Below are 23,325 nucleotides of genomic sequence, written 5' to 3'. Positions count from 1 at the left end.
CCGCCCCTACGCGGCCAGCGTGCCCGGCATCACCGCGCGCGGGCCGAACTTCGCGCGCGCACGGTCGGCGACCTCCTCGATCCTGCGCACCTTCTCGTCCACCGGGTCGAAGGTGAGCTGGTGGGAGGCATGCTCGGCGGGGTCGAGGCCCTCCGCGCGCAACGCGACCGCCCTGACCCGGGCGCGCTGGAGGCCGAGCGCCTCGTACAGGCCGTACGCCGCCGTGGTGAGCGCGGCCGAGTGCGCGGTCGGCTCCGGGAGGGTGCGGGTGCGGGTGGTGGCGGACCGGTCCGCGTAGCGCACGGTGAGGGTGAGGCTCCGGCAGACCTTGTCGAGGGCGCGCAGCCGGCCGCCCAGCTCCTCGGCGGCCGAGAGCAGGGCCCTGCGGTGCCGCCCGGGGTCCAGTTCGTCCCGGGTGAAGGGGCGTTCGGTGGCCAGGGACCTGGAGACCGCGTCGGGGACCACCCGGCCGCGGTCGACGCCGCCCGCCTTCTCGTGCAGCTCGCGTCCGGTCCTGGCGCCCACCAGCCGCTGGAGCGTGGACAGCGGGGCGGCGGCGACCCGGCCGAGGGTGTCGAGGCCGTACTCGCACAGGGTGCGGGCGGTCCTGGCGCCGACGCCGGGCAGCGCGACGACGGGCTTGCCGGCGAGGAACTCCCGCACCTCGTCCCCGGCCACCGCGCGGGTCAGTCCGGGCCGGGCGTCCCGCAGCGCCATGCGGGCCAGCATCGGGCCCGGCCCGGCGCCGATCACGCAGTCGACGCCGTGCAGGGCAAGGGCGCGCACCCGGATCACCGAGGCCAGTTCGAGGGCGGTGCGTCCGAAGTACCGTTCGGCGCCGCGCAGATCGGCCAGCGCCCCGTCCGGCGGCAGGGCCTGCACGACGGGGGTGAACTCCTCCAGCAGGCCGAGCAGCCCCGGCAGGGCCGTCTCGTACATCGGAGGCAGCTGGAAACGTACGCAGAGGATGGTCATCCCGCACTCCCCGGACTCTGGTGCCACAACTTCCTTCCCACCGCGGGCCCTTCGCCCGCGGGGCGCAGATCGGCCCAGGGGTGCATCTCGTACCCCGTGGGCATGCGGATGGTCCTGTCCTCCATCGGGTCCCGGGCCGCGGAACCGGCCGGCGCGGGCCGTCCGTCCGAACCGGCGAGCCGCCTGCGGGCCGGGCCCTGCTCGTCGTCGGCGGCCCCGGAGCCCGCACCGGCCGGCCCGGCGAGCCGCTCGGCGACCCCCTCCAGGCCCTCCTCCCGGCGGACCTCCAGCAGGTCGGCGAGGTTCCAGGCGGCGGAGCCCACCACGCTGAAACTGCGCGGGCCCCGGCGCTGCACCACCCCGCGCACCAGCAGCAGCCAGGAGTGGAAGACGGTGTGGGCGCAGGCGTCGTGGGAGTCGTCGAAGAAGGCGAGGTCGACCAGGCCGGTGCCGTCGTCCAGGGTGGAGAAGATGACCCGCTTGCCGGAGCGGATGGGCGGGGTCTGGGTGGCCGCCTTGGCGCCCGCGACCAGCACGGTGTCCCCGTGCCGCGCCTCGCGCAGCCGCCGCGCGGAGACCACGCCCAGCTCCTCGAGGAAGGTGCCGTGGTCGTCCATCAGGTGGCGGGAGGCGTCCATGGACAGCACGCCCAGTTCGGCGCTGAGCTTCTCCGGCTCGGTGAGGTCGGGCAGGCCGGCCGGGGCGGTCCTGCGGCCGCCGGACAGGGGGAGCTGGTCGCCGCGCCCGCCGCGGGCGCCCCGGTGCAGTTCGGTCAGGTGCAGTTGCAGGTCACGGCGGTTGGCGCCGAACGCGTCCAGCGCGCCGACCTGGGCGAGGCGCCCGGCGAGCGGACGGCTGGGGCGGGCCCGCTCCCAGAAGTCGAGCAGCGAGGCGTACGGCTGCCCCTCGGCGATCCGGGTGGCCTCGGCCTCGCTGATGCCGTGCACGTCGGAGAGCGCCAGCCGCAGTCCCCACACCCCCTGGGGCCCGTTCGGCCCCTTCGGCTCCTTCCGCCCTTTCGGCTCCTCCGGTTCCCTCGACCCCTTCGAGCCCTTCGATTCAGACACCAGTTCGATCCTGTGTGCGACCCCCGACTTGTTCACGTCCAGCGGCAGCACCGGGACCCCGCGCCGCCGGGCGTCCGCCAGCAGCAGCCGCTTCGGGTACATCCCGGGGTCGTGCGTGAGCAGGCCCGCGTAGAAGGCGGCCGGGTGGTGCGCCTTCAGCCACGCCGACTGGTACGTCGGCACGGCGAAGGCGACCGCGTGCGCCTTGCAGAAGCCGTAGGAGCCGAAGGCCTCGACGATCTCCCAGGTCCGCTGAATCGTTTCCGCGTCGTAGCCCCGGGCCGCCGCGTGCTGGGCGAACCACACCTTGATCCGCTCCTGCGACTCCGGGTCGGACAGCCCGCGCCGCACCCGGTCCGCCTCGCCGCGCCCGCAGCCGGTGAGGACCGAGACGATGTCGATGACCTGCTCGTGGAAGACGACGACCCCGTAGGTCCCTTTCAGCGCCTCCTCCAGGTCCGGATGCGGGTAGCGCACCGGCGCCCTTCCGTGCCGGGCCTCGATGAACGGCCGCACCATGTCGGCGGCGACCGGGCCGGGCCGGAAGAGGGAGATGTCGACGACCAGGTCGTGGAAGGTCGACGGCTGGAGCCGGCCGACCAGGTCCCGCTGCCCCGGGGACTCGATCTGGAAGCAGCCGAGCGTCTCGGTGGACCGGATGAGCCCGTACGTCGCGGGGTCGCCCTCCGGCACCGCGTCCAGGTCGATCCGCTCCCCCGTCGCCCGCCGCACCTCGGTGACCGCGTGCGCCATCGCCGACTGCATCCGCACGCCCAGCACGTCGAGCTTGAGCAGCCCGAGGTCCTCCACGTCGTCCTTGTCGAACTGCGCCATGGGGAAGCCCTCGCCACTGGTCGGCATGACCGGCGTACGGGTGAGCAGGGAGGCGTCGGACAGCAGGACGCCGCAGGGGTGCATGGCGACCCCGCGCGGGAGCGCGTCGAGGGCCTCGACCAGCTCCCACAGCCTGCCGTACCGCTCCTTCCGCCCCGCCAGTTCCCGCAGTTCGGGCAGCTCCTCGAGCGCCGCGCGGGCGTCGCGGGCGCGGATGTGCGGGAAGGACTTGGCGACCCGGTCGATCTCGGCCGGGTCCATGGACAGCGCCGCGCCGACGTCACGGATGGCGTGCCGCACCCGGTACGTCTCCGGCATGGCGATCGTGGCGACCCGCTCGGTGCCGAACCGGCCGATGATCGCGCGGTAGACCTCGAGACGGCGCGCGGACTCCACGTCGATGTCGATGTCGGGCAGCACGACCCGCTCCTTGGACAGGAAGCGTTCCATCAGCAGCCCGTGCTCGACCGGGTCGGCGTGCGCGATGCCGAGGACGTGGTTGACCAGGGAACCGGCGCCGGAGCCGCGCGCGGCCACCCGGATGCCCATGTGCCGGATGTCGTCGACGACCTGGGAGACGGTGAGGAAGTAGGAGGCGAAGCCGTGGTGGGCGATGATGTCCAGCTCGTGGTGCATCCGCTCCCAGTACTCCCGGCGGCCCGCGTACCCCCGCAGCACCATGCCCGCCGCCGCACGGGAGGCCAGCGCCCGCTGGGCGGTGCGCCGGCCGGCGCCGACGAGGTGCGGTTCGGGGAAGTGGACGCTGCCCATGCCGAGGTCGTCCTCGGGATCGACCAGGCACTCGGCGGCCGTGGCCTGCGTCTGCTCCAGCAGCCTGAGGCCGGTCCCGCGCCGGAAGCCCGCGGCCTCGACGATCCGCTCGGCCGCCTCCAGCATGGCGCCCTGGTCCTTGAGCCAGGCCTCGCCGGAGTCCAGCCCTTTGGCCGGGTCGACGGGGACCAGCCGGCGGGCGGCGTCCAGCACGTCGGCGACCGGGCCGAGGCCGGGGTCGGCGTAGCGGACGGCGTTGCTCAGCACGGGCCGGACGCCCTGTTCGGCGGCGAAGCCCAGGGTGCGGGCCGCCAGCCGCAGGGAGCCGGGGCCGGTGCCCCGGCGTCCGTGCCAGACGGCCTCCAGGCGCAGGGCGTCGCCGTAGAGCTCCCGCCAGGGGGCGAGCAGCCGGGCGGCACGGTCGGGACGGCCCACGGCGAGGGCGCGGCCGACGTCGGAGTCGGGGCCGAGCAGGACGGTCAGGCCGTCGGCGTGGTTGTCCTCCCAGGACAGCAGCGGGAGGCCTTCGTGGGTGTGGGCGGCGGAGACCAGACGGCACAGGTCGGCCCAGCCGCGGGCGCCGTCCCGGGCGAGGAAGGTGACCCGCGGTGTCGACTCGTCGATGAAGGCGCCTCCGCGCACCGGGGTGCGGCGCCGGTCCTGCCGTACGGGCTCCCGCCCGCGCGCGTCCGGGGAGGGAGCGGAGGCCGCCACCGCCAGCTCCGCGCCGAACAGCGGGCGGACGCCGGCCTTCGCGCAGGCCTTGGCGAAGCGGACGGATCCGGCGAGGGTGTCGCGGTCGGTGAGGGCGAGGGCGTCCATGCCCCGCTCCGAGGCACGCTCGGCCAGCCGCTCCGGGTGGGAGGCGCCGTAGCGCGGGGAGAACCCGGAGACGGTGTGCAGATGCGTGAAACCCGGCACACGCACCTCCCGCACTCGTGAGTCCTGATCGACTCTCGAACAATTGTTCCCAGCTACCTCACCCCCACCATAGACCAATTTTCGAATGCATGTGCGACAGCCGCGCCACCCCCTCCCACCTGCCCGAACACCCCGGAACACACGGACGTCCCGCCCCTCCGTGACGGAGGGACGGGACGTCGTGACGAGGCGTGCTCAGCCGATCTGCGTACCGGTGGCCGACAGGGCCTCCGTCACCGGCTGGAAGAAGGTCGTGCCGCCCGAGGTGCAGTCGCCGCTGCCGCCCGAGGTGAGACCGACCGCGCTGCTGCCCGAGAAGAGGGAGCCGCCGCTGTCACCGGGCTCGGCGCACACGTCGGTCTGGATCAGACCGTCGACGATGTCGCCGTTGCCGTAGTTCACGGTGGCGTCCAGACCGGTGACCGTGCCGGAGTGCACCTGGGTCGTGGAACCGCTGCGGGTGACCCGCATGCCGACGGTGGCCTCGGCGGCGCCGGAGATCGCCTGCGAGGAGCCGTCGTAGAGGTTCACCTCGCTCGGGTGGTCCACGTCGGCGGTGTACTTGACCAGCCCGTAGTCGTCGCCCGGGAAGCTGGACGCCGCGTTCTCGCCGATCACCTCGCCCGAGGAGTCCGACCAGCTGGAGATGCCCTCGGTGCAGTGCCCGGCGGTGAGGAAGTGCGGCTCGCCGCCCTTGGTCACGTTGAAGCCGAGCGAGCAGCGCCCGCCCCCTCCGGTGATGGCGTCACCGCCCGCGACGAAGGGCTTGTACTCCCCCTCCGTGCGCCGGAGTTCGGCCTTGCCGCCCAGCGAGTCGACGACCTTCGTCAGCTGGGCCCACTCCGCCTCGGAGACGGTGCGGTCCGCGGTGACGACGACCTTGTTGGTGGTCGGGTCGGTCACCCGGGCGGTGCCCGGGATGGTGGCGTCCTGCCGCAGCGTGGTGTGCGCGCTCTTCAGCTCGGCCAGGGAGTGCGCCACGACTCTCGCCCTGGCGCCGGCCGACTCGACGGTCTCGGCGGCGGCCTCGTCGAGCACGTTCACCACGAGGCTCTCGCTCTTGGCGTCGTAGTACGTTCCCGCCGCGTCGGCGCCCAGGTCCGCGGCGAGTGCCGAGGCGAGCTTTCCGGCCGCCTGGACCGAGAGCGTCCGGGGCTCCGCGTCCGCCGGAATCTCGCTGGCGTTCGCAGTCTGGAAGGTGACGGCGCCCGCGGCCAGTGCGGCGATGCCCGCACCCGCCACGACCGCGCGCCGCCGGGATATGCGTCGGTGCTTCAACTCACGTCCTCCTGTGGGGGGACGGCCCGGGAGGTTGTGGGGACCTCACCGGACCGGAAGGCGTACGGCGACGGGGGCAGAAGACGAAAGAAGCCACACCCGCGCCGGTCGAACGGCGCCTACTCTTCCGAACCCCACAGGGGGCACACAAGGTCGACTTCCGGACGCGGGTACGGCAACGGCCCTGCGCCCTCTATGTCCTGACTGGTCATGGACACACGGCGGAAGTTCGCACTGCAAACACCGCGAAGGAGGAACGGGTGGTACGGACCAGGGAATCCGCCGGTGGCTCGAAATCGCCCCCTCGTGTGGGTGTTCGACGCGGGCCACGCGGGACGGGAGTCGCGTCCGCACCCGTTCCGCGACGCCCGCCGGGCGTCCCCGGGAGGCGGGACAGCAGCGAGCCCCCGCACGCGGGTCGCGTGCGGGGGCTCGTCGTCGTACGGCCGGCTCGGGCCGGTGGAGCGGGGCGGGTCCTAGTAGACGCTGACCCCGTAGGCGCTCAGGGCCTCGGTCACCGGCTGGAAGAAGGTCGTGCCGCCGGAGGAGCAGTTGCCGCTGCCGCCGGAGGTCAGACCGTACGCGGTGCCGTTGCTGCCGTAGAGCGCGCCGCCGGAGTCACCGGGCTCGGCGCAGACCGTGGTCTGGATGAGGCCGGAGACGATGTCGCCGCCGCCGTAGTTCACGGTCGCGTTGAGCGCGGTCACCCGGCCGCTGTGCGTGCCCGTGGTGGAGCCGTCACGGATGACCGTGGTGCCCACGCTCGGGGTGGCCGCCCGGGTGATGTCCACGCCGTTCGCGGTGCCGGGACGGCTGACGGAACCGGTGTAGCGCACGATGCCGTAGTCGTTGCCCGGGAAGCTGGAGCCGGCCGTCGTGCCGATGGCCGTGGTGCGGGCGGAGTTGGAGTACCAGGTGCCCGCGCCGTCGGTGCAGTGCCCGGCGGTCAGGAAGTACTCGACGCCGCTGCTGGAGCGGACGTTGAATCCGAGGGAGCAGCGCCAGCTGCTCGCGTAGATGGCGTCACCACCCTGGATGAGCTTGCTGAAGGTGCCCGGGGTGCGCTTGATGGTGATCGCCCCGGCGTCGTCCCCGGCCTGCTGCTTGATCTTGTTGATCTCGGCCTGGGAGACGGTGCTGTCGACGGTGACGACGACCCGGTTGGTCTTGCTGTCGACGGCCCAGGCGGTGCCCGGGATGTCGGCCTTCAGCACCGAGCCGCTGACGCCCTTGAGCTCGGCGGAGCTGAAGGTACTGGGGGCTTCGGCCGCGTTCGCGCTGGGGATCGCGATCGCGGCAGCGGCCACGAGGCCGGTGGATACGGCGATCAGCCGAGTCCGTCTCGAGATGCCGCCGCGGGGGGTGGTGCGCTTGATCCTCACTTCTCGTCCTCCACAAAGGAAGTAGGGGGCCCTCGTGGGGTTGTGGGCCCGTGAGGCGCAGTCAGCGGCCCGTGCGTCCGGATTCCGAACACGTCGTGCTCCTGACAAGCGCTGGAGGCGAGTATTCGGCCGACCGACCGTTCGGCGCAAGGGTGCCTTTCGGCCGTCAACCTTTGAACCATGTAGGAGATTTGACCCACGCACGGAAGCCCGTTACCAGCGGTCACCCGCTGCTGACGACCGGCCGAACAGCCGCACGGTGTCCGGAAGTCGCCCCTCCGCTTGCCCGCCGTCCGCTAGCAGCCGTCGCAGGGGCAGCAGCAGTCGCACCCGTCGCAGTCGCACTTGTGACAGCACCCCTCACGCTTCTTGCGCGACCACGGCCCCTCGTACTCCTTGGCACAGCACAGCTTGCAGGTGCAGCACAGCAGCCAGAACATCCCGCAGCCGGCCCAGAATCCACGCCGCGGGGGCTGGGCGGCGGGCGCCGGACCGAACTCGCCGAAGCCGCCCCCGCCCCCGCCGCCCCCGGGCACTCCCCCGCCCCCCGCGTACGGGTTCCCGCCACCGCCGTACGGACCGCCGGCATACGGGTTTCCGCCACCGTGGGGATGCTGCGGAGGGTCGTGGGGCCCGGTCCGGTGGGACGCGCAGACGGGCACCGTGCCGAACGCCCGGTCCACCGAGCGCCGCACCTCGTGCACGAGCAGCAGGTGCGCCAGTCCGGCGTCCGCGAACTCCACTTCCCTCAGGGCGAGCCGGATGCCGTGCACCGCGTCGTCGGCGAGCCGGCGGGCCTCCGACAGCGGGGTGCCGGTGGCGGTGAGCGGGTTCCAGGCACCGGAGGCGGCGTCGGCCTCCCGGTCCTCCACGGCGTCCAGCAGGTGCGCGAGCCGCCCGAAGAGGCGCCCGGCCTCCGCCAGCGGTCCCGCGTTGTGCGGCCGGCCGGCGAGCACCGCGGTGTGCGCGAAGGCCGCCGCGGTAGCGGTCTCGGTCGGTTCGGTCACGGTGAGGACCGGGGTGCCGGGCCCGGCGAGCGTCTCGATGCCGGTCTGCCGGTCCACGGCGTCGAGCAGCACGGCCGTGTCGAAGCCGACGTCCGCACCGGTCCGCGCCCCGGCCCGGTCCCAGCCCGCCGCGACCCGGCGCGCGGCGAGCGCCACCGGCCGGCGCGCCAGCAGCCCGTCGCCGTCGGCGACATGGTCGCGCATCTTGGCGGAGGCCAGCACCAGGGAGACCGCCGCCGCGAGCCGCGCCCCCTCACCGTGCGCGACGGACGCGGTGCGCATGCCGCGCAGCGGACAGGGCCCCGCGGTGCGCCGTCCCGCCTCCGCGGAACCGGACTGAGCTTCCGTCAGAACGGAGATCAGCAACCCGTCGTAATTGGTGACGACCCGAGCGAGCTGCCCGTGGTCCCCGCGCAACGCGAGGCACAGCCCGCACAAATGGGCCGTCCACTGGGCGGTGAGCTTTTCCCCGAGCCGGTGCCGACACGGCCTGACCATTCCGAACACGACGTTCCCCCGAGCGGTTGTACGACTGAGCCGCCGCATCGTATCGGCCGGCGCGTTCACCCGTCCGCACCCCTCATCACCCGGACGCCGAGAAGAATCATATTTCACTCACAGTCAGCAGCCGTTTGCGTCATGACCCTTGGGAAACACGGACTCTCGACGGATTCGCTGTGCACCAGTAACGTCACAAACCCCCCGCGCGGCGTCTATCCACTTGGCGCGCCATCCGCATCATGGACGACCATAGGGATGCGGAAAGCAGAAGGACCGCTGTGAGAGGAGGCGTCCATGGGATCGGTACGCAAGGCGAGTGCCTGGCTTGGCCTCGTCGACGACAACGAAGACGAGCGTTACTACGACGACGACTACTCCGACGGGCCCGAGACCGGGGAGGCCTGGGTCACCGATCCGCGGGTCAAGGTGGCATCGGACGTCGCCGAGGAGAAGGGCCGCCGGATCGGCACGGTGACCCCGGACAGCTTCCGGGACGCCCGCGCCATCGGCGAGCTGTTCCGCGAGGGGGTTCCCGTCATCATGAACCTCACGGCCATGGACGCCGGTGACGCCAAGCGCGTCGTCGACTTCGCGGCGGGCCTGATCTTCGGCCTGCGCGGTTCCATCGAGCGGGTCTCCAACCGCGTGTTCCTGCTCAGCCCGGCCGACACCGAGGTCGTCAGCGGCGAGCCGGCCGCGCACCGTTCCGACGGCTTCTTCAACCAGAGCTGAGGCAGGGCCGCTCGCCGGCCCTGCCTCCGCGTGAGGTCCTCCGCGGCCGGGTCTACCGGAACGCGTCGAGTCCGGTGAGCGCCTTGCCCAGCACGAGCTGGTGCATCTCGACGGTGCCCTCGTAGGTGAGCACCGATTCCAGGTTCGTCGCGTGCCGCATCACCGGGTACTCGAGCGAGATCCCGTTCGCCCCGAGGATCGTGCGGGCGGTACGGCAGATGTCGATGGCCTCGCGGACGTTGTTGAGCTTGCCGAAGCTGACCTGCTCGGGACGCAGGCGGCCGGCGTCCATGCGCCGCCCCAGGTGATGGGCGAGCAGAATCCCCTTGTGCAGTTCGACCGCCATGTCGGCGATCTTGGCCTGGGTCAGCTGGAACCCGCCGATGGGCCGCCCGAACTGCTCCCGCGTCCTCGCGTAGTCGACCGCCGCCTCGAAGGAGCTGCGCGCGGCGCCCATCGCGCCCCAGACGATCCCGTACCGGGCGTGCGAGAGACAGCTCAGCGGGCCCTTGAGCCCGGTCACCTCCGGCAGCACCGCGTCGGCGGGCAGCCGTACGTCGTCCATGACCAGCTCGCTGGTGACGGAGGCGCGCAGGGACCACTTGTGCTTGATCTCCGGCGCCGAGAACCCGGCGCTGTCGGTGGGCACGGCGAAGCCGCGGATCCCCTCGTCGGTCTGCGCCCACACCACGGCGACACCGGCCACGGACCCGTTGGTGATCCACATCTTGCGCCCGTTCAGCACCCAGTCGGTGCCGTCCTTCTTGGCGTGGGTGCGCATCGAGCCGGGGTCGGAGCCGACGTCGGGTTCGGTGAGCCCGAAGCAGCCGATGACCTCGCCGGAGGCCATCGGGGGCAGCCACCGCCGCTTCTGCTCCTCGCTGCCGAACCGGTGGATGGCGTACATGGCGAGCGAGCCCTGCACGGAGACCAGGGAGCGGATCCCGGAGTCGGCCGCCTCCAGTTCCAGACAGGCGAGCCCGTACTGCACCGCGCTCGCGCCCGCGCAGCCGTAGCCGTCGAGGGACATGCCGAGCGCGCCGATCCCGCCGAGTTCCCGGGCCAGCTCCCGGATGCCGGGCAGCTCGCCCTTCTCGTACCAGTCGGCGACGTACGGCAGTACGCGGTCCGCCGCCCAGCCGCGCACCGTGTCCCGGACCGCCAGGTCCTCGGGCTCCAGCAGGTCGTCGAGGCCGAGGGGGTCGGCGGGGTCGAAGGGAGGCAACTTCGCGGACGCGGACATGGGACACCCTCCGGGGCTGATCCGGGAACTCCGGGACATCAACTAGCACTGCTAGTCACGGCTCGGGGCGACGTTACGACGCGGCTCCCCGCGCGTCCACCCCGGCCGGGCGGGCGCGGCTCACACCTTCACCCCGGCGCCGCGGGGTTCCACGGCCTCCCGCGGCGCGGGCACCTCGACGGGCGCCGTCTCGCCGCTCATCGCCCGCGGCAGCCTGAGCGCGATCGCCGCCCCGAGCAGCAGCAGGCCCGCGCTCACCAGCAACGTCACGTGCAGCCCGTGCACGAAGGACTCGCGCGCCGCCTGCCGCAGGGCCTCCCCGGCCGGCCCGCCGAGTCCGGCCGCCACCTCGTGCGCCTCGCCGATCGAGTGCGCCGCCGCGGCGGAGGCCCGGTCGGGCACCCCGGGCACGGAGGCGACGCCCGGCGCGTAGGCCGCGTTCATCACGCTGCCGAGGAGCGCGATCCCTATCCCGGCGCCGAGCTGGTAGGAGGTCTCGCCGATCGCCGCCGCCCCGCCCGCCTGCCGCGCCGGCGCCTCGCTCAGCATCGACTCGTAGGCGCCGAACAGGGTGGTCTCCAGGCCGAAGCCGAGCAGGACGAAACCGGTGAGCAGCAGCGGGGCGTTGTCCTGCCCGCCCATCGCGGTCAGCAGCACCACCGCCCCCGCCGTGAGGCAGAAGCCGGCGCTGACCATGCGGCGCGGGCCGAACCGGCGCAGCATGCGCGCGCCCGCCAGTCCCGCCGCCATCGCCGCGACGGTCAGCGGCACCAGGCGCAGCCCGGTCTCCAGCGGGGAGAGGCCCAGCACCAGCTGGAGGTACTGGGCGGCGATCAGTTCCAGGCCCACCAGGGCGAGCATCGCCAGCACGATGCACCCCACCGAGGTGCTGAACGCCGGCCTGGTGAACATCCGCAGGTCGACGAGCGGGTGCGCGCGGCGCCGCTGCCGGCGCACGAAGGCGGCCAGCAGTCCGGCGCCGGCGACGAGCGGCAGGACGGTCCAGACGCTGCCGACGGGGTCCCCGCCGCCGAGCCGCTTGACGCCGAGGACCAGCGCGAACAGTCCGGCGGCGGCCATCAGCGCGCCCATGACGTCCCAGGGGCCCCGGCCCTCGCCCTTGGACTCCGGCAGCACGAGCCGTCCCACCGGGAGGCTGACCAGCATCAGCGGGATGTTGACCAGGAAGACCGAGCCCCACCAGAAGTGCTCCAGCAGGAAACCGCCGACCAGTGGCCCGGCCGCCGCGCCCACGGCCGCGACCGCGCTCCAGATGCCGATGGCCAGCGCCCTCTCGCGCCGGTCCGGGAAGACCTGGCGCAGGATCGACAGGGTCGCGGGCATGATCATCGCGCCGCCGACGCCGAGCAGCGCCCGCGCCAGGATCAGCACCTGGGCGCTGTCCGCGAGGGCCGCCATGCCGGAGGCGACGCCGAACAGGGCGTAGCCGAGCAGGAGGACCCGTCTGCGGCCGACCCGGTCGCCCAGGGTGCCGAAGAGGATCAGCAGCGAGGCGCAGACCAAGGGGTAGGCGTCAACGATCCAGAGCAGCTCCACCGCGCCGGGCCTGAGGTCCTCGGTGACGGCGGGGACCGCCACGTGCAGCACGGTGGCGTCGACGGCGACCAGCAGCAGGCTGACGCAGAGGACGACGAGCACCACCCAGCGGTTGGCACCGGCCCCGGCCGCCCGACGGCGCAGCGCGGCGGCGGCCGTGGTCGTCCCGGACATGTACACGTACCTCCCAGATGTTCCCTCGCGATCGGCGGGCTCACGGGGTGGGGGACTCCCCCGTGACTCGGCCGGAGAGGAGCGGTGGCCCCCGGCCCGCGCAGCGAACGGCGAGTGACACGTCAGAGTACGCGAGTGGAAGCCGGGGTCGAGTGGTGGACCTCTCACAGTTCCGGTGGATCGGTGTGGCGTACACCACTCCTGTCCTGCGGCGGGCCCGCCCCGGGTGGGCGGGCCGGTGGCGCGCCGGGTCGATAATCGGGCCCGTGAACGATCTCGCGACGCGCGCCTCCCCGGCCCGCCCCGGAGCGCTGCGCCGGGCCGCTCCGGCCCTCCTCGGGTACGCCGCCGTGCGCGCCCTGGGCCTGCTCGTGCTGGTCCTGTGGAGCGAGGCGCGCGGGAAGAGCGCGTACACCTTGCTGACCGCCCGCTGGGACGCGCTCTGGTACACACGCGTCGCCGAGCTGGGCTACGGCTACGAGGTGCGGCTGCCGAACGGCGACGTGCACTCCAACCTGGCGTTCTTCCCGCTGCTGCCGTGGCTGGAGCGGCTGGTGGCGGCCGTCTCCCCGCTGTCGTACGCCGACGCGGGGTTCGTGGTCGCCCTGCTGGCCTCGCTCGCCGCGGCCTGGGGGATCTTCGCCGTGGCCGACCACGTGTACGGGCGCCGGGCCGGGGTGTACGCGGTGCTGCTGTGGGCGGTGCTGCCGGTCGGGATCGTGCAGTCGATGGCGTACAGCGAGTCCCTGTTCACCGCGCTCGCCGCGTGGTCGCTGTACGCCGTGCTGACCGGCCGCTGGGTGGCCGCGGGCGTCCTGGCGGGTCTGGCGGGCCTGACCCGGCCGGTGGGGCTGGCGGTGGTCGCGGCCGTGTGGGCGGCGGGCGCCGCCGCCTTCCTGCGCGAGCGCGCCGGGCCGGGGCACGGCAGCGGACGCGGGGGCACCCCCTTCGTGCGGGTTCGCAGCACGGCACCGGCGGACGGCGCGCGGACCGGGGAGCGCGCCGGTGTCCCCGCGAGCGCCCGGCGCGTGCCCGACCCGGACGGCGCCGGGCCCGCGCCGGGCGCCCCCGGTGACCGCCTGCGCCGGATCCTCGGCATGCTCCTCGCGCCCCTGGGGGCCGCCGGTTACGTTCTGTGGGTGGGCCACCGGACCGGGGACGGGCCGCTCGGCTATCTGGAAGTGCAGGCCGGATGGCGGAACGGGTTCGACGGCGGATACGCCTTCGCCCGCTTCATCGCCGGCAGGTTCACGTCCTTCCCGTCCGCCCTGGCCGGGCTCGCGCTGATCCTCGGCGTCGCCCTGCTGGTGTGGCTCTGCGTGGTGTGCGTACGGCAGCGCCAGCCCCTCCCCCTGCTGGTCTACGCCGGGGTCGTCACCGCGCTCGCCCTGTGCGCCTCCAGCTACTTCGGCTCCAAGCCGCGGCTGCTGCTGCCCGCCTTCCCCCTGCTGCTGCCGCTCGCCCTGGTCCTGGCCCGGAAGCGTCCGCCCCGGCCGGCGCTGGTGGTGGGCGCGGTCGCGGCGGTCTCCGCGGCGTACGGGGCCTTCTGGCTGAACGGTTCCGGCCCGCCCTGATCCGCCCGGACGGCCGATGAGGGCCCGGGAAATTCCGCGCCAGGCCGTGGTGAACGAATTCATAAGCGCATCAAAACCGCCGCCTGGAATGATCAAAGGAATTGAAGGACGGGGGCGCGCATTCGCCGGAGATAAAGGGTCTCCTGAGAGGAATGCCACATCACATCGTCATCACAAAGAGGCTGATTCGTCGGGGTCCCCCGCTCACTCGCTGTAACGTCGATTGGGTGCGTACCGAACGGAAACCCACCCGTCTGGACCGGGTGTTCGCGAGGCTGGACCGTGAGCCGGAACGACCGGCCCACATCGGCATGCCGCGAATGAGCCGGCACCGGACGGTGCTCTTCGGCGCCACCCTGGCCTTCTACGTGGCGATCGTGTGGGCCGTCCTGGTCACCTCCTGGCTGGTCCGGCTGGACTGGCAGGTCATGTTCTTCCGTCCCTACCAGCAGTGGCCGGAGCTCCACGCCTTCGTGGACTACTACGTGGTGCTCGGCCAGCGCGGTCCGACCGCCGTGATGGTGGCCGCCTGGCTGGGCTGGCGCTCCTGGCGGCAGCACACCCTGCGTCCGCTGCTCGCCCTCGGCGTCTCCCTCCTGCTGCTCAACGTCACCGTGGGTGCCGCGAAGTACGGCATGGGACGCCTCGGTCCGCACTACGCGACCGAGATCGGTTCGAACGAGATGTGGCTCGGCGGCGATATATTTCCCAGCGGCCACACCGCCAACGCCGTGGTGACCTGGGGAATCCTGGCCTATCTGGCCTCCACCCCGAGAGCGCGGCGCTGGCTGTCCGCGGTGTCCGCGGTGACCTCGCTGGGCGTGGGGCTGTCCACCGTCTACATCGGGACCCACTGGCTGAGCGACGTGGTCCTGGGCTGGGCCGCGGGTCTGCTGATCCTGCTGGCGCTGCCCTGGTTCGAGCCGCTGATCGCACGGGCCGAGGCGCGTCTGTTCGCACTGCGCGACCGCTGGCGGGCCCGTCCGGGCCGCCCGGCGGTGCCGGCGGGTCCGGTCGGCCGGCCCGTCGCGCTCAGGCCGCTCACCGGCCGCGCGGACCCCGCGCCCGATCCGGTCCCCGCCGGCCGCCCGTCCCGGGCGCCGGTCTATCTGGCGCCCGGCCCGCACACCACCCGCGCCGAGCGCTCCCCGGTCACCCCGGCGGGCAGCCGCCGTCCGCCGCACCCGGAGCGCCACCCGCGCGGCACGACGTCCGTGACCCGGCCCTGACGGACGGCGGGCCGCACCGGCCCCCGCGCACACGGCGACGGCCCCGGCCCCCTCAGGGGGCCGGGGCCGTCGCCGCCCTGTCTCAGCCCTTCCAGGCCCGCGCCACCCGGCCGTCCTCCACCTCGAAGTTCAGCCGGCCCGCGCGGTACTCCATGGTGATGATCGTCCCCGGCGCCAGGGCCCGCACCGTGGACCAGCCGCGCTCCCGCGCGAGGCGCTCGGCCCGGTCGGCGGCGAGGCCGACATAGGCGTCCGGACTGTCCTGGGGTTCCGCCGGGGGCGTCGGAATGGGTGCCATACGGCCACGCTATGCCCTGGTCCGTGAGCGGGGAAGTCCGCCCCGGAACGACGGGCACCGTCCCCCGGCGGTCACACTTGTGTCACAGGATCACGACAGACGTTCGAGCCGGCCGCCTTCACCCGGATGGGCGGATCCGTACGCCTTCCGCAGGTATTCGAACGTAATTCCCGCGTGTCACACCACCGTCGCGACAAAGCCCGGCGGAAAGTGCCGGGGGAAGTACACCCGGACCCCATTCCCATTCGCCGCCGCACCGGACCGCGTAAACCTGCGCGCACAAAAAATACTCGTTCTCGTCACAGGACCCGCCATACCTCGCCCTCTGCCGGGGCGCGCGGGGAGGCGGGCATCATGGCGTGGGCCCGGGGTACATGTGGCGCGGGCTCCGGCGGGCCCGGCGCGCGATGAGCGAAGGGGCGAGCGATGGGGACGCAGACCGTTCAGGCGGCGGAGCGGCCGACGCGCGGGCGGCGCGGGCAGGTGGTGATCGACTGGCTGACCGCCACCGACCACAAGAAGATCGGGCACCTCTACCTGATCACGTCGTTCGTGTTCTTCCTGGTCGGCGGGCTGATGGCGCTGCTGATGCGCGCCGAGCTGGCCCGGCCCGGGCTGCAGATCCTCGACAACCAGCAGTTCAACCAGCTGTTCACCCTGCACGGCACGATCATGCTGCTGCTGTTCGCGACGCCCACCTTCGCCGGGTTCGCCAACGAGCTGATGCCGCTGCAGATCGGCGCGCCCGACGTGGCCTTCCCGCGGCTGAACATGCTCTCGTACTGGCTGTTCCTCTTCGGGGGACTGATCGTGCTCGGGTCGCTGGTGGTGACCGGGGGGCCGGCCGCCTTCGGCTGGTTCGCCTACGCGCCGCTGAACAGCGCGGAGTACTCCCCCGGCCTGGGCCCCGACCTGTGGATCATGGGTCTGGCGCTGGCCGGCTTCGGCACGATCCTCGGCGCGGTCAACTTCCTCACCACCATCATCGGCATGCGCGCCCCCGGCATGACCATGTTCCGGATGCCGCTGTTCACCTGGAACACGCTGTTCACCTCGATCCTGATCCTGCTGGCGTTCCCGGTGCTCGCGGCGGCCCTGCTGGTGCTGGAGGCGGACCGGCGGTTCGGGGCGCAGATCTTCGAGGCGGCCAACGGCGGGGCGATCCTGTGGCAGCACCTGTTCTGGTTCTTCGGCCATCCCGAGGTCTACATCATCGCGCTGCCGTTCTTCGGCATCGTCACGGAGATCATCCCGGTCTTCAGCCGCAAGCCGCTGTTCGGCTACCTGACGCTGGTGGGCGCCACCATGGCCATCACGGGCCTGTCGGTCGTGGTGTGGGCGCACCACATGTTCGCCACCGGGGCGGTGCTGCTGCCGTTCTTCTCCTTCATGAGCTTCCTCATCGCGGTCCCGACGGGCGTGAAGTTCTTCAACTGGACCGGCACCATGATCAAGGGGTCGCTGTCCTTCGAGACACCGATGCTGTGGGCGACCGGGTTCCTGGTGTCGTTCCTGTTCGGCGGCCTGACCGGGGTGCTGCTGGCGTCGCCTCCGCTGGACTTCCACGTGACGGACTCGTACTTCGTCGTGGCGCACTTCCACTACGTCGTCTTCGGCACCGTCGTCTTCGCGACCTTCGCCGGGTTCTTCTTCTGGTGGCCCAAGTTCACCGGCAAGATGCTCGACGAGCGGCTCGGCAAGATCCAGTTCTGGACGCTGTTCACCGGCTTTCACGCCACGTTCCTGGTCCAGCACTGGCTGGGCGCGGAGGGCATGCCGCGCCGGTACGCCGACTACCTGGCGGCGGACGGCTTCACCGCCCTCAACACCGTGTCGACCATCGGGTCCTTCCTGCTCGGGCTGTCCACGCTGCCGTTCCTGTACAACGTCTGGAAGACGGCCAAGTACGGCGAGAAGGTCGAGGTCGACGACCCCTGGGGCTACGGGCGCTCCCTGGAGTGGGCCACGTCCTGCCCCCCGCCGCGGCACAACTTCACGACGCTGCCCCGGGTCCGTTCGGAGTCGCCGGCGTTCGACCTGCACCATCCGGAGTACGCGGCCGTGACGCCCCAGCCCGAGCCACGGAGCGAGCAAGCCGGCCATGAGCCGCTCTGAAGGTGTCGATCAGCTCGGCGGGCTCCAGCACCTCGAACTCCAGGCCCAGCAGCATCACGTGCACCACCATGACGTCCGGGCTCCCGGCGCCGGTCCGCAGCAGGCAACTCCCCGGGCCCTCCGACTCGAGGGTCCCCGTGGAGGGGGAGATCCGCTCCGCGGCCTCCTCCAGGGGCACCAGCAGACGGATCAGGGCGTGCGTGGCGTACACGCGCGTGGAGACGCCCCGGGAGACATAGGCGGCGAGGTCCTCGGCGGGCGGCTCGCGCGGGACGAACCGGGGCCCGTGCGGGGGCCTGGGCGTGATGCGGTCGGCGCGGAAGGTGCGCCACTCCCCGCGGTCGAGGTCCCAGGCGACCAGGTACCAGCGGCGCTCGGAGCACACCAGACGGTGCGGCTCGACGGTGCGGCGGCTCGGCGTGCCGTCGTGGCCGCGGTACTCGAAGCGCAGCCGCTCGGCGTCCCGGCAGAGGTGGGCCAGTTCGGTCAGCACCGCCGGGTCGACGGAGCCGGCGCCCGGACCGCGCAGCATCGGCACGGTGTAGGCGTTGAGCGCGCTCACCCGGCGGCGCAGCCGGTCCGGCAGCACCTGCTCCAGTTTGGCGAGGGCCCTGACCGAGGTCTCGCCGATGCCGTCGACGCCCTGACCGGCGGCGGTGCGCAGCCCGACGGCCACGGCGACGGCCTCCTCGTCGTCCAGCAGCAGCGGCGGCAGTTCGGCACCGGCGCCCAGCCGGTAGCCGCCGCCGGTGCCCGGACTGGCGTCGACCGGGTAGCCGAGCCCGCGCAGCCGGTCCACGTCCCGGCGCAGCGTCCGGGCGCTGACGCCCAGCCGGGCGGCCAGATCGGCGCCGGACCACTCACGGTGGGCCTGGAGCAGGGACAGCAGACGCAGCAGACGTGCCGAGGTCTCCACCATGGGGCGAGTCTGCCAGGCCTTGCGGACAGTCCTTGTCCTGAAGGGGCGGGGGTCCGGATCGGCGGGCGCCCCGTCGTACCGGGCCGGTCGCCGCTCCTCGCGGGCACCGTCGATTTTCGGCCACCCGCTTCATTCCCTGATTTCCGGATTTGTCGACCAGGGGACGGGGTGACCCACGAGGCACCCGGTTCCCTCAACACCCGTCACGTCGAGGGAACTTGCCGATGAACGCGGGATTCCGCGCCCCCCGTGTCCGTACGCGCCGGATGGTTCGATTCGGTGCGCCCCGGAGCGTGACTCCCCCCACAGATCGCCCGTTGTCTTCTTCATGAGCCCGGGACCCGCCCGGACCACGGGCCGGGAGCCACCCGGCCTCGCCACGCACCGCATCCCGAGGGAGCCACCCGTGCCGCGCATGCTCGACGTCAGCGACGAGGTACGCACCGAGATCGGCGACGAAGAAGCAGCCCGCCTGCTCGCCGGAGAGTCCGCCCCGGGCAGTTACGACTGCACCTCCTGCCGTACCCAGGGCGACCCCGAGCAGGAGCGCACCAGCACCGTCCTGTTCGTCGGGGACGAGACCGCCGTGCTCGCCTTCGCCCACGCCACCTGCCTGCCCTCGCAGGTCGTCCAGGTCACCGAGGAGCAGCTCCAGGGCGCCGTGCGGGCCATCGGCGGCCAGGCCCCGGAGCCGGAGGCCGCGAGGACCACCCCCGAGCAGGCCGTCCTGGGAGTGACCAGCGGGCTGGCCCTGATCGCCGGGGAACTGCACCCCGCGCTGGTGGTCGAGCCGACCTCGCCGGTCGCCCGGCCGGGCTCGCTCGGGGCCGGCGACGACTTCCTGCCGCTCCTCATCGAACAGGGCTTCATGCCGCTGACCGAGCTGTCGGCCGTGCCGCCGGTGCTGCACGGCTGGTCGGTGCTGCTCGCCGCGGGCCAGTTGCACGCCGTGCTCCAGCCGAACCCCACCGGGGGCCGCCCGGTGGCCTGGTGGCAGGCCCACCAGCCGCTCCAGGTCACCGACGGCTGGCGGCAGGCCGCCAACAAGCACCAGCAGGTGCTGCTGTTCGCGGCCCCGGTCGGCTCCATCGGCCGTCAGCCGCGCGAGGACCTGCTGCGCGACGCCCTGGACAAGGCCGCGGCGAACGGCAAGCTGGTCGCCGCCGCCATGCCGCTCGCGGGCATCTGACCGGACCTCGCCAGGACCGCCCGAGCCGCCCCGCGGCACCACCGGCGAAAGCCCCGAAAGGGCCGCATCCCTTGCGGGGCGGGGTCGTTTGGAGATACGTGCACGCATACGACGTTCCCCGCCGCCAGTCCCTCGCCTCGGTCCCCGCCCCCGTGCGACCGGCGCAGGACTCCCGGAGCGGCCTCTCGGCCACGCCGATCTACGACGCCCTCTACACCGAGTACGTCAAGTCCTTCCGCTCGCTGCCGGGTGACCGCAGCGGCGAGGAGGATCTGGGCTTCACCGCCTTCGGGAACATCCCGCACCGCAGTACCGGCGCGTACGGCGGCCACAGCCCCGGCTCGTTCGGCGCCTCCCTGCTCGGCGGCGCCTACGGGGCGGCGGACGACACCCGTGAGGACGAGGGCGAGCAGCCCCAGTGGCAGCGGGTCGGCACCGTCGGCCGGAACGCCGCCGGGATGCACCACGTGCCGGCCGGGCTGCCACCGGCCCCGCGCAGAGGCGCCTGACCGGAGCACGGTGATGGGGCGGTCCCGTACCGGGACCGCCCCATCACCGTGCCGTGCGCCGGGTCACCGCGTCACTTCTTGCGGCCGCGCTTCTCCCGGACCCGCACCGAGATGTGGATCGGCGTCCCCTCGAAGCCGAACTCCTCGCGCAGCCGGCGCTCGATGAAGCGCCGGTAACCGGCCTCGATGAACCCGGAGGCGAAGAGCACGAACCGGGGCGGCTTGGTGCCCGCCTGCGTGCCGAACAGGATGCGCGGCTGCTTGCCGCCCCGTACGGGGTGCGGGTGGGCGGCGACCAGCTCGCCCAGGAAGGCGTTCAGCCTGCCCGTCGGCACCCGGGTCTCCCAGCCCGCCAGGGCCGTCTCGATGGCCGGGACCAGCTTCTCCATGTGCCGTCCGGTCTGCGCCGAGACGTTCACCCGCGGCGCCCAGGCGACCTGCCCGAGCTCGGTCTCGATCTCCCGCTCCAGGTAGTAGCGGCGCTCCTCGTCGAGGGTGTCCCACTTGTTGTACGCGAGGACGAGCGCCCGGCCCGCCTCCACGGCCATGGTGACGATGCGCTGGTCCTGCACCGAGATGGAGTCGGCGGCGTCGATGAGGACGACGGCCACCTCCGCCTTCTCGACGGCGGCGGCGGTGCGCAGCGAGGCGTAGTAGTCGGCGCCCTGCTGGAGGTGGACCCGCTTGCGGATGCCCGCCGTGTCGACGAACTTCCAGGTCTTGCCGCCCAGTTCGATCAGCTCGTCGACCGGGTCGCGGGTGGTCCCGGCGAGCTCGTTGACGACGACCCGCTCCTCGCCCGCCACCTTGTTCAGCAGCGAGGACTTGCCGACGTTGGGCCGGCCGATCAGGGCGACGCGGCGCGGGCCGCCGACCGCGGTGCCGAAGGTCTGCGCCGGAGCCTCCGGCAGCGCCTCCAGGACCTGGTCCAGCATGTCGCCGGTGCCTCGGCCGTGCAGCGCGGAGACCGGGTGCGGCTCGCCGAGGCCCAGGGACCACAGGTAGGACGCGTCGGCCTCGCCGCTCGGTCCGTCCACCTTGTTGGCGCACAGCACGACCGGCTTGCCGGCCTTGCGCAGCAGCCGGACGACGGCCTCGTCGGTGTCGGTGGCGCCGACCTTGGCGTCCACCACGAAGACGACCGCGTCGGCGGCCTCGATGGCGTACTCGGCCTGGGCGGCGACGGACGCGTCGATGCCGAGGACGTCCTGCTCCCAGCCGCCGGTGTCAACGACCTTGAAGCGGCGGCCCGCCCACTCCGCCTCGTAGGTGACACGGTCGCGGGTGACGCCCGGCTTGTCCTCGACGACCGCCTCACGGCGGCCGATGATGCGGTTCACCAGGGTCGACTTGCCGACATTGGGCCGGCCGACGACGGCGAGCACCGGCAGCGGGCCGTGTCCCGCCGCCTCGATGGCGCCCTCGACGTCCTCGAGGTCGAAGCCCTCCTCCGCGGCGAGCTCCATGAACTCCGCGAACTCGGCATCGCCCAGCGCCCCGTGGTCGTGCTCGTGCGCACCCTCGTACGCGTCCGAGCCGTCGGGCTGGATGTGGTCGTTCATGAAGTCCGTACCTCGTCGTTCATCGTGGTGATCGGTGGAACGCCCCGTCAGGGGCGACCCACTACTCAGTGTCGCCTAGCGCCCGGTGAGGCGCCTGGCGTTTTCCAGGTGCGCGGTGAGCTGCTTCTGGATGCGTTCGGTCGCCTCGTCCAGCGCCTTGCGCGTACGTCTGCCGCTGCCGTCGCCCGCGTCGAAGGGGTCACCGAAGACCACGTCGACACGGGAGCGCAGCGGGGGCAGCGTCTTTATCAACCGTCCGGGCCGCTCCGAACTTCCCAGCACGGCCACCGGCACGATCGGCGCGCCGCCGCGGACGGCGAAGTAGGCGAGCCCCGCGCGGAGCGAGGCGAAGTCGCCCTCGCCGCGGGTGCCCTCGGGGAAGATGCCGAGGACGCCGCCCTGCTCCAGGACGCCGAGCGCGCGGGAGATCGCCGTGCGGTCGGTGGTGTGCCGGTCGACCTTGAGCTGGCCGATGCCGGTCAGGAACGGGTCGAGCGGTCCGACGAACGCCTCCTTCTTGATCAGGAAGTGCGTCGGCCGGGGGGCGACACCCATGACCATGGGGCCGTCGATGTTGTGGGAGTGGTTCACGGCGAAGATCAACGGGCCGGCCGCGGGCACCCTCCAGGCACCCAGCACGCGCGGCTTCCACAGCCCGTACATCAGGCCGACGCCGATGCGCCGCCCGACCTCGGCGCCCCGCGCCGACGGTACGTCGGTCACTTCCCCGCCCGCTTCTCCTCGACGAGGGTGACGACGCACTCGATGACCTGCTGGAGGGTCAGCTCGGTGGTGTCCACCTCGACCGCGTCGCCGGCCTTGGCCAGCGGGGAGGTCTTGCGCCCGGAGTCGGCCGCGTCCCGCTTGATCAGCGCCTCGCGGGTGGTGTTCAGGTCGGCGCCCTTGAGCTCGCCGCTGCGGCGGGCGGCACGCGCCTCCGGGGAGGCGGTGAGGAAGATCTTCAGGTCGGCGCCGGGCAGCACGGTGGTGCCGATGTCCCGGCCCTCCACCACGATGCCGGTGACGGCGGCGGCGGCGATGGTGCGCTGCAGCTCGGTGATCCTGGTCCGCACCTCGGGGACCGCGCTGACCGCGCTGACCTTGGAGGTGACGTCCTGCTCACGGATCGGTACGGCCACGTCGACGCCGTCGACGGTGATGGTGGGGCCCGCGGGGTCGGTGCCGGAGACGATCTCCGGCTTGCCGGCGACGGCGGCGACCGCGGACGGGTCGTCTATGTCGATGCCGTTGTGCACCATCCACCAGGTGATCGCCCGGTACTGGGCTCCGGTGTCCAGGTAGCTCAGGCCGAGCTGCGCCGCCACGGCCTTCGACGTGCTCGACTTGCCCGTGCCGGAGGGACCGTCGATGGCGACAATCACGGGCTTGGCGGCGCCGTTTTCCACGGGGGAACACCTTCCTGGTGCGGTGGAGTGGGGTGAGCGGGGCGCGCACACGCCCCGCACCAGGTTACCGGCCCCCCGGAAC

At 72.8% G+C, this 23,325-nt stretch carries 17 protein-coding genes and 1 pseudogene; 6 read left to right on the top strand and 12 right to left on the bottom strand.

Annotated elements, in window-relative coordinates; genetic code table 11:
* Positions 1–6: 6 nt before the first annotated feature.
* The 5 genes from IE172_RS23795 to IE172_RS23775 all read right to left on the bottom strand — a co-directional run bounded on the left by IE172_RS23795 (position 7) and on the right by IE172_RS23775 (position 8,742).
* Complete coding sequence (locus IE172_RS23795) at positions 7–975, bottom strand: DNA polymerase Y family protein (protein WP_190099344.1); 969 nt, start codon at positions 973–975, stop codon at positions 7–9.
* A complete protein-coding gene (locus IE172_RS23790) occupies positions 972–4,568 on the bottom strand; it encodes a DNA polymerase III subunit alpha (protein ID WP_190099343.1) in 3,597 nt (1,198 codons plus the stop codon). Before IE172_RS23790 ends, IE172_RS23795 begins: the two co-directional genes overlap by 4 nt.
* A 195-nt stretch (positions 4,569–4,763) precedes the next feature.
* Complete coding sequence (locus IE172_RS23785; protein ID WP_190099342.1) at positions 4,764–5,846, bottom strand: S1 family peptidase; 1,083 nt, start codon at positions 5,844–5,846, stop codon at positions 4,764–4,766.
* 476 nt (positions 5,847–6,322) lie between these two features.
* Positions 6,323–7,228, bottom strand: coding sequence for a S1 family peptidase (locus tag IE172_RS23780; RefSeq protein ID WP_190099341.1), 906 nt, complete (start codon positions 7,226–7,228; stop codon positions 6,323–6,325).
* 296 nt (positions 7,229–7,524) lie between these two features.
* On the bottom strand, positions 7,525–8,742 hold the full coding sequence (locus tag IE172_RS23775) for a DUF5685 family protein (RefSeq protein WP_190099340.1): 1,218 nt from the start codon (positions 8,740–8,742) through the stop codon (positions 7,525–7,527).
* A gap of 288 nt (positions 8,743–9,030) precedes the next feature.
* On the opposite strand from IE172_RS23775, the gene IE172_RS23770 reads away from it, so the two are divergent.
* Positions 9,031–9,468, top strand: coding sequence for a cell division protein SepF (locus IE172_RS23770; RefSeq protein ID WP_037941105.1), 438 nt, complete (start codon positions 9,031–9,033; stop codon positions 9,466–9,468).
* Between the two features lie 52 nt (positions 9,469–9,520).
* Here IE172_RS23770 and IE172_RS23765 read toward each other — a convergent pair whose 3' ends face one another.
* Positions 9,521–10,711 carry an acyl-CoA dehydrogenase family protein gene (locus IE172_RS23765; protein ID WP_190099339.1) on the bottom strand — a complete coding sequence of 397 codons (1,191 nt, stop codon included), beginning with the start codon at positions 10,709–10,711 and terminating at the stop codon, positions 9,521–9,523.
* A 120-nt stretch (positions 10,712–10,831) separates the two neighbouring features.
* Positions 10,832–12,442, bottom strand: a complete 1,611-nt coding sequence (locus IE172_RS23760) for an MFS transporter (RefSeq protein WP_190099338.1) — start codon at positions 12,440–12,442, stop codon at positions 10,832–10,834.
* Positions 12,443–12,708: 266 nt separating this feature from the next.
* Here IE172_RS23760 and IE172_RS23755 point away from each other — a divergent pair, with 266 nt between their 5' ends.
* Positions 12,709–14,016, top strand: a complete 1,308-nt coding sequence (locus tag IE172_RS23755) for a glycosyltransferase family 39 protein (RefSeq protein ID WP_190099337.1) — start codon at positions 12,709–12,711, stop codon at positions 14,014–14,016.
* A gap of 227 nt (positions 14,017–14,243) precedes the next feature.
* Positions 14,244–15,245 (top strand): phosphatase PAP2 family protein, encoded by a 1,002-nt coding sequence (locus tag IE172_RS23750; protein ID WP_190099336.1) that lies wholly within the window; start codon positions 14,244–14,246, stop codon positions 15,243–15,245.
* 82 nt (positions 15,246–15,327) lie between these two features.
* Here IE172_RS23750 and IE172_RS23745 read toward each other — a convergent pair whose 3' ends face one another.
* Positions 15,328–15,543 carry an I78 family peptidase inhibitor gene (locus IE172_RS23745; RefSeq protein ID WP_190099335.1) on the bottom strand — a complete coding sequence of 72 codons (216 nt, stop codon included), beginning with the start codon at positions 15,541–15,543 and terminating at the stop codon, positions 15,328–15,330.
* 426 nt (positions 15,544–15,969) lie between these two features.
* Here IE172_RS23745 and ctaD point away from each other — a divergent pair.
* Positions 15,970–17,652: pseudogene (ctaD, locus tag IE172_RS23740) on the top strand (aa3-type cytochrome oxidase subunit I); the annotation flags it as partial.
* On the opposite strand, the gene IE172_RS23735 reads toward ctaD, so the two are convergent.
* On the bottom strand, positions 17,537–18,577 hold the full coding sequence (locus tag IE172_RS23735; protein ID WP_190099334.1) for a helix-turn-helix transcriptional regulator: 1,041 nt from the start codon (positions 18,575–18,577) through the stop codon (positions 17,537–17,539). The pseudogene ctaD and the gene IE172_RS23735 sit on opposite strands and share 116 nt — an antisense overlap.
* A 406-nt stretch (positions 18,578–18,983) precedes the next feature.
* On the opposite strand from IE172_RS23735, the gene IE172_RS23730 reads away from it, so the two are divergent.
* Both IE172_RS23730 and IE172_RS23725 read left to right on the top strand, forming a co-directional pair.
* The gene (locus IE172_RS23730) at positions 18,984–19,766 is read left to right on the top strand and encodes a DUF8842 C-terminal domain-containing protein (RefSeq protein WP_190099333.1); all 783 of its coding nucleotides are present in this window, start codon (positions 18,984–18,986) and stop codon (positions 19,764–19,766) included.
* Between the two features lie 98 nt (positions 19,767–19,864).
* Complete coding sequence (locus IE172_RS23725; RefSeq protein WP_190099332.1) at positions 19,865–20,275, top strand: hypothetical protein; 411 nt, start codon at positions 19,865–19,867, stop codon at positions 20,273–20,275.
* A 71-nt stretch (positions 20,276–20,346) separates the two neighbouring features.
* Here IE172_RS23725 and der read toward each other — a convergent pair whose 3' ends face one another.
* The 3 genes from der to cmk form a co-directional block, all read right to left on the bottom strand.
* Positions 20,347–21,837: a ribosome biogenesis GTPase Der gene (gene der / locus IE172_RS23720; RefSeq protein WP_190099331.1), complete on the bottom strand. Its 1,491-nt coding sequence runs from the start codon at positions 21,835–21,837 to the stop codon at positions 20,347–20,349.
* Positions 21,838–21,912: 75 nt separating this feature from the next.
* Entirely contained in the window at positions 21,913–22,560 is a 648-nt protein-coding gene (locus IE172_RS23715; protein WP_190099330.1) for a lysophospholipid acyltransferase family protein, read from the bottom strand.
* Positions 22,557–23,243 carry a (d)CMP kinase gene (cmk, locus tag IE172_RS23710; RefSeq protein WP_190099329.1) on the bottom strand — a complete coding sequence of 229 codons (687 nt, stop codon included), beginning with the start codon at positions 23,241–23,243 and terminating at the stop codon, positions 22,557–22,559. The genes IE172_RS23715 and cmk overlap by 4 nt, the downstream gene beginning before the upstream one ends.
* Between the last annotated feature and the right edge of the window lie 82 nt (positions 23,244–23,325).

Source organism: Streptomyces griseoflavus, from assembly GCF_014649995.1.
GTDB classification, from domain to species: domain Bacteria; phylum Actinomycetota; class Actinomycetes; order Streptomycetales; family Streptomycetaceae; genus Streptomyces; species Streptomyces griseoflavus.
This window is presented reverse-complemented; position numbering and strand designations above follow the sequence as displayed.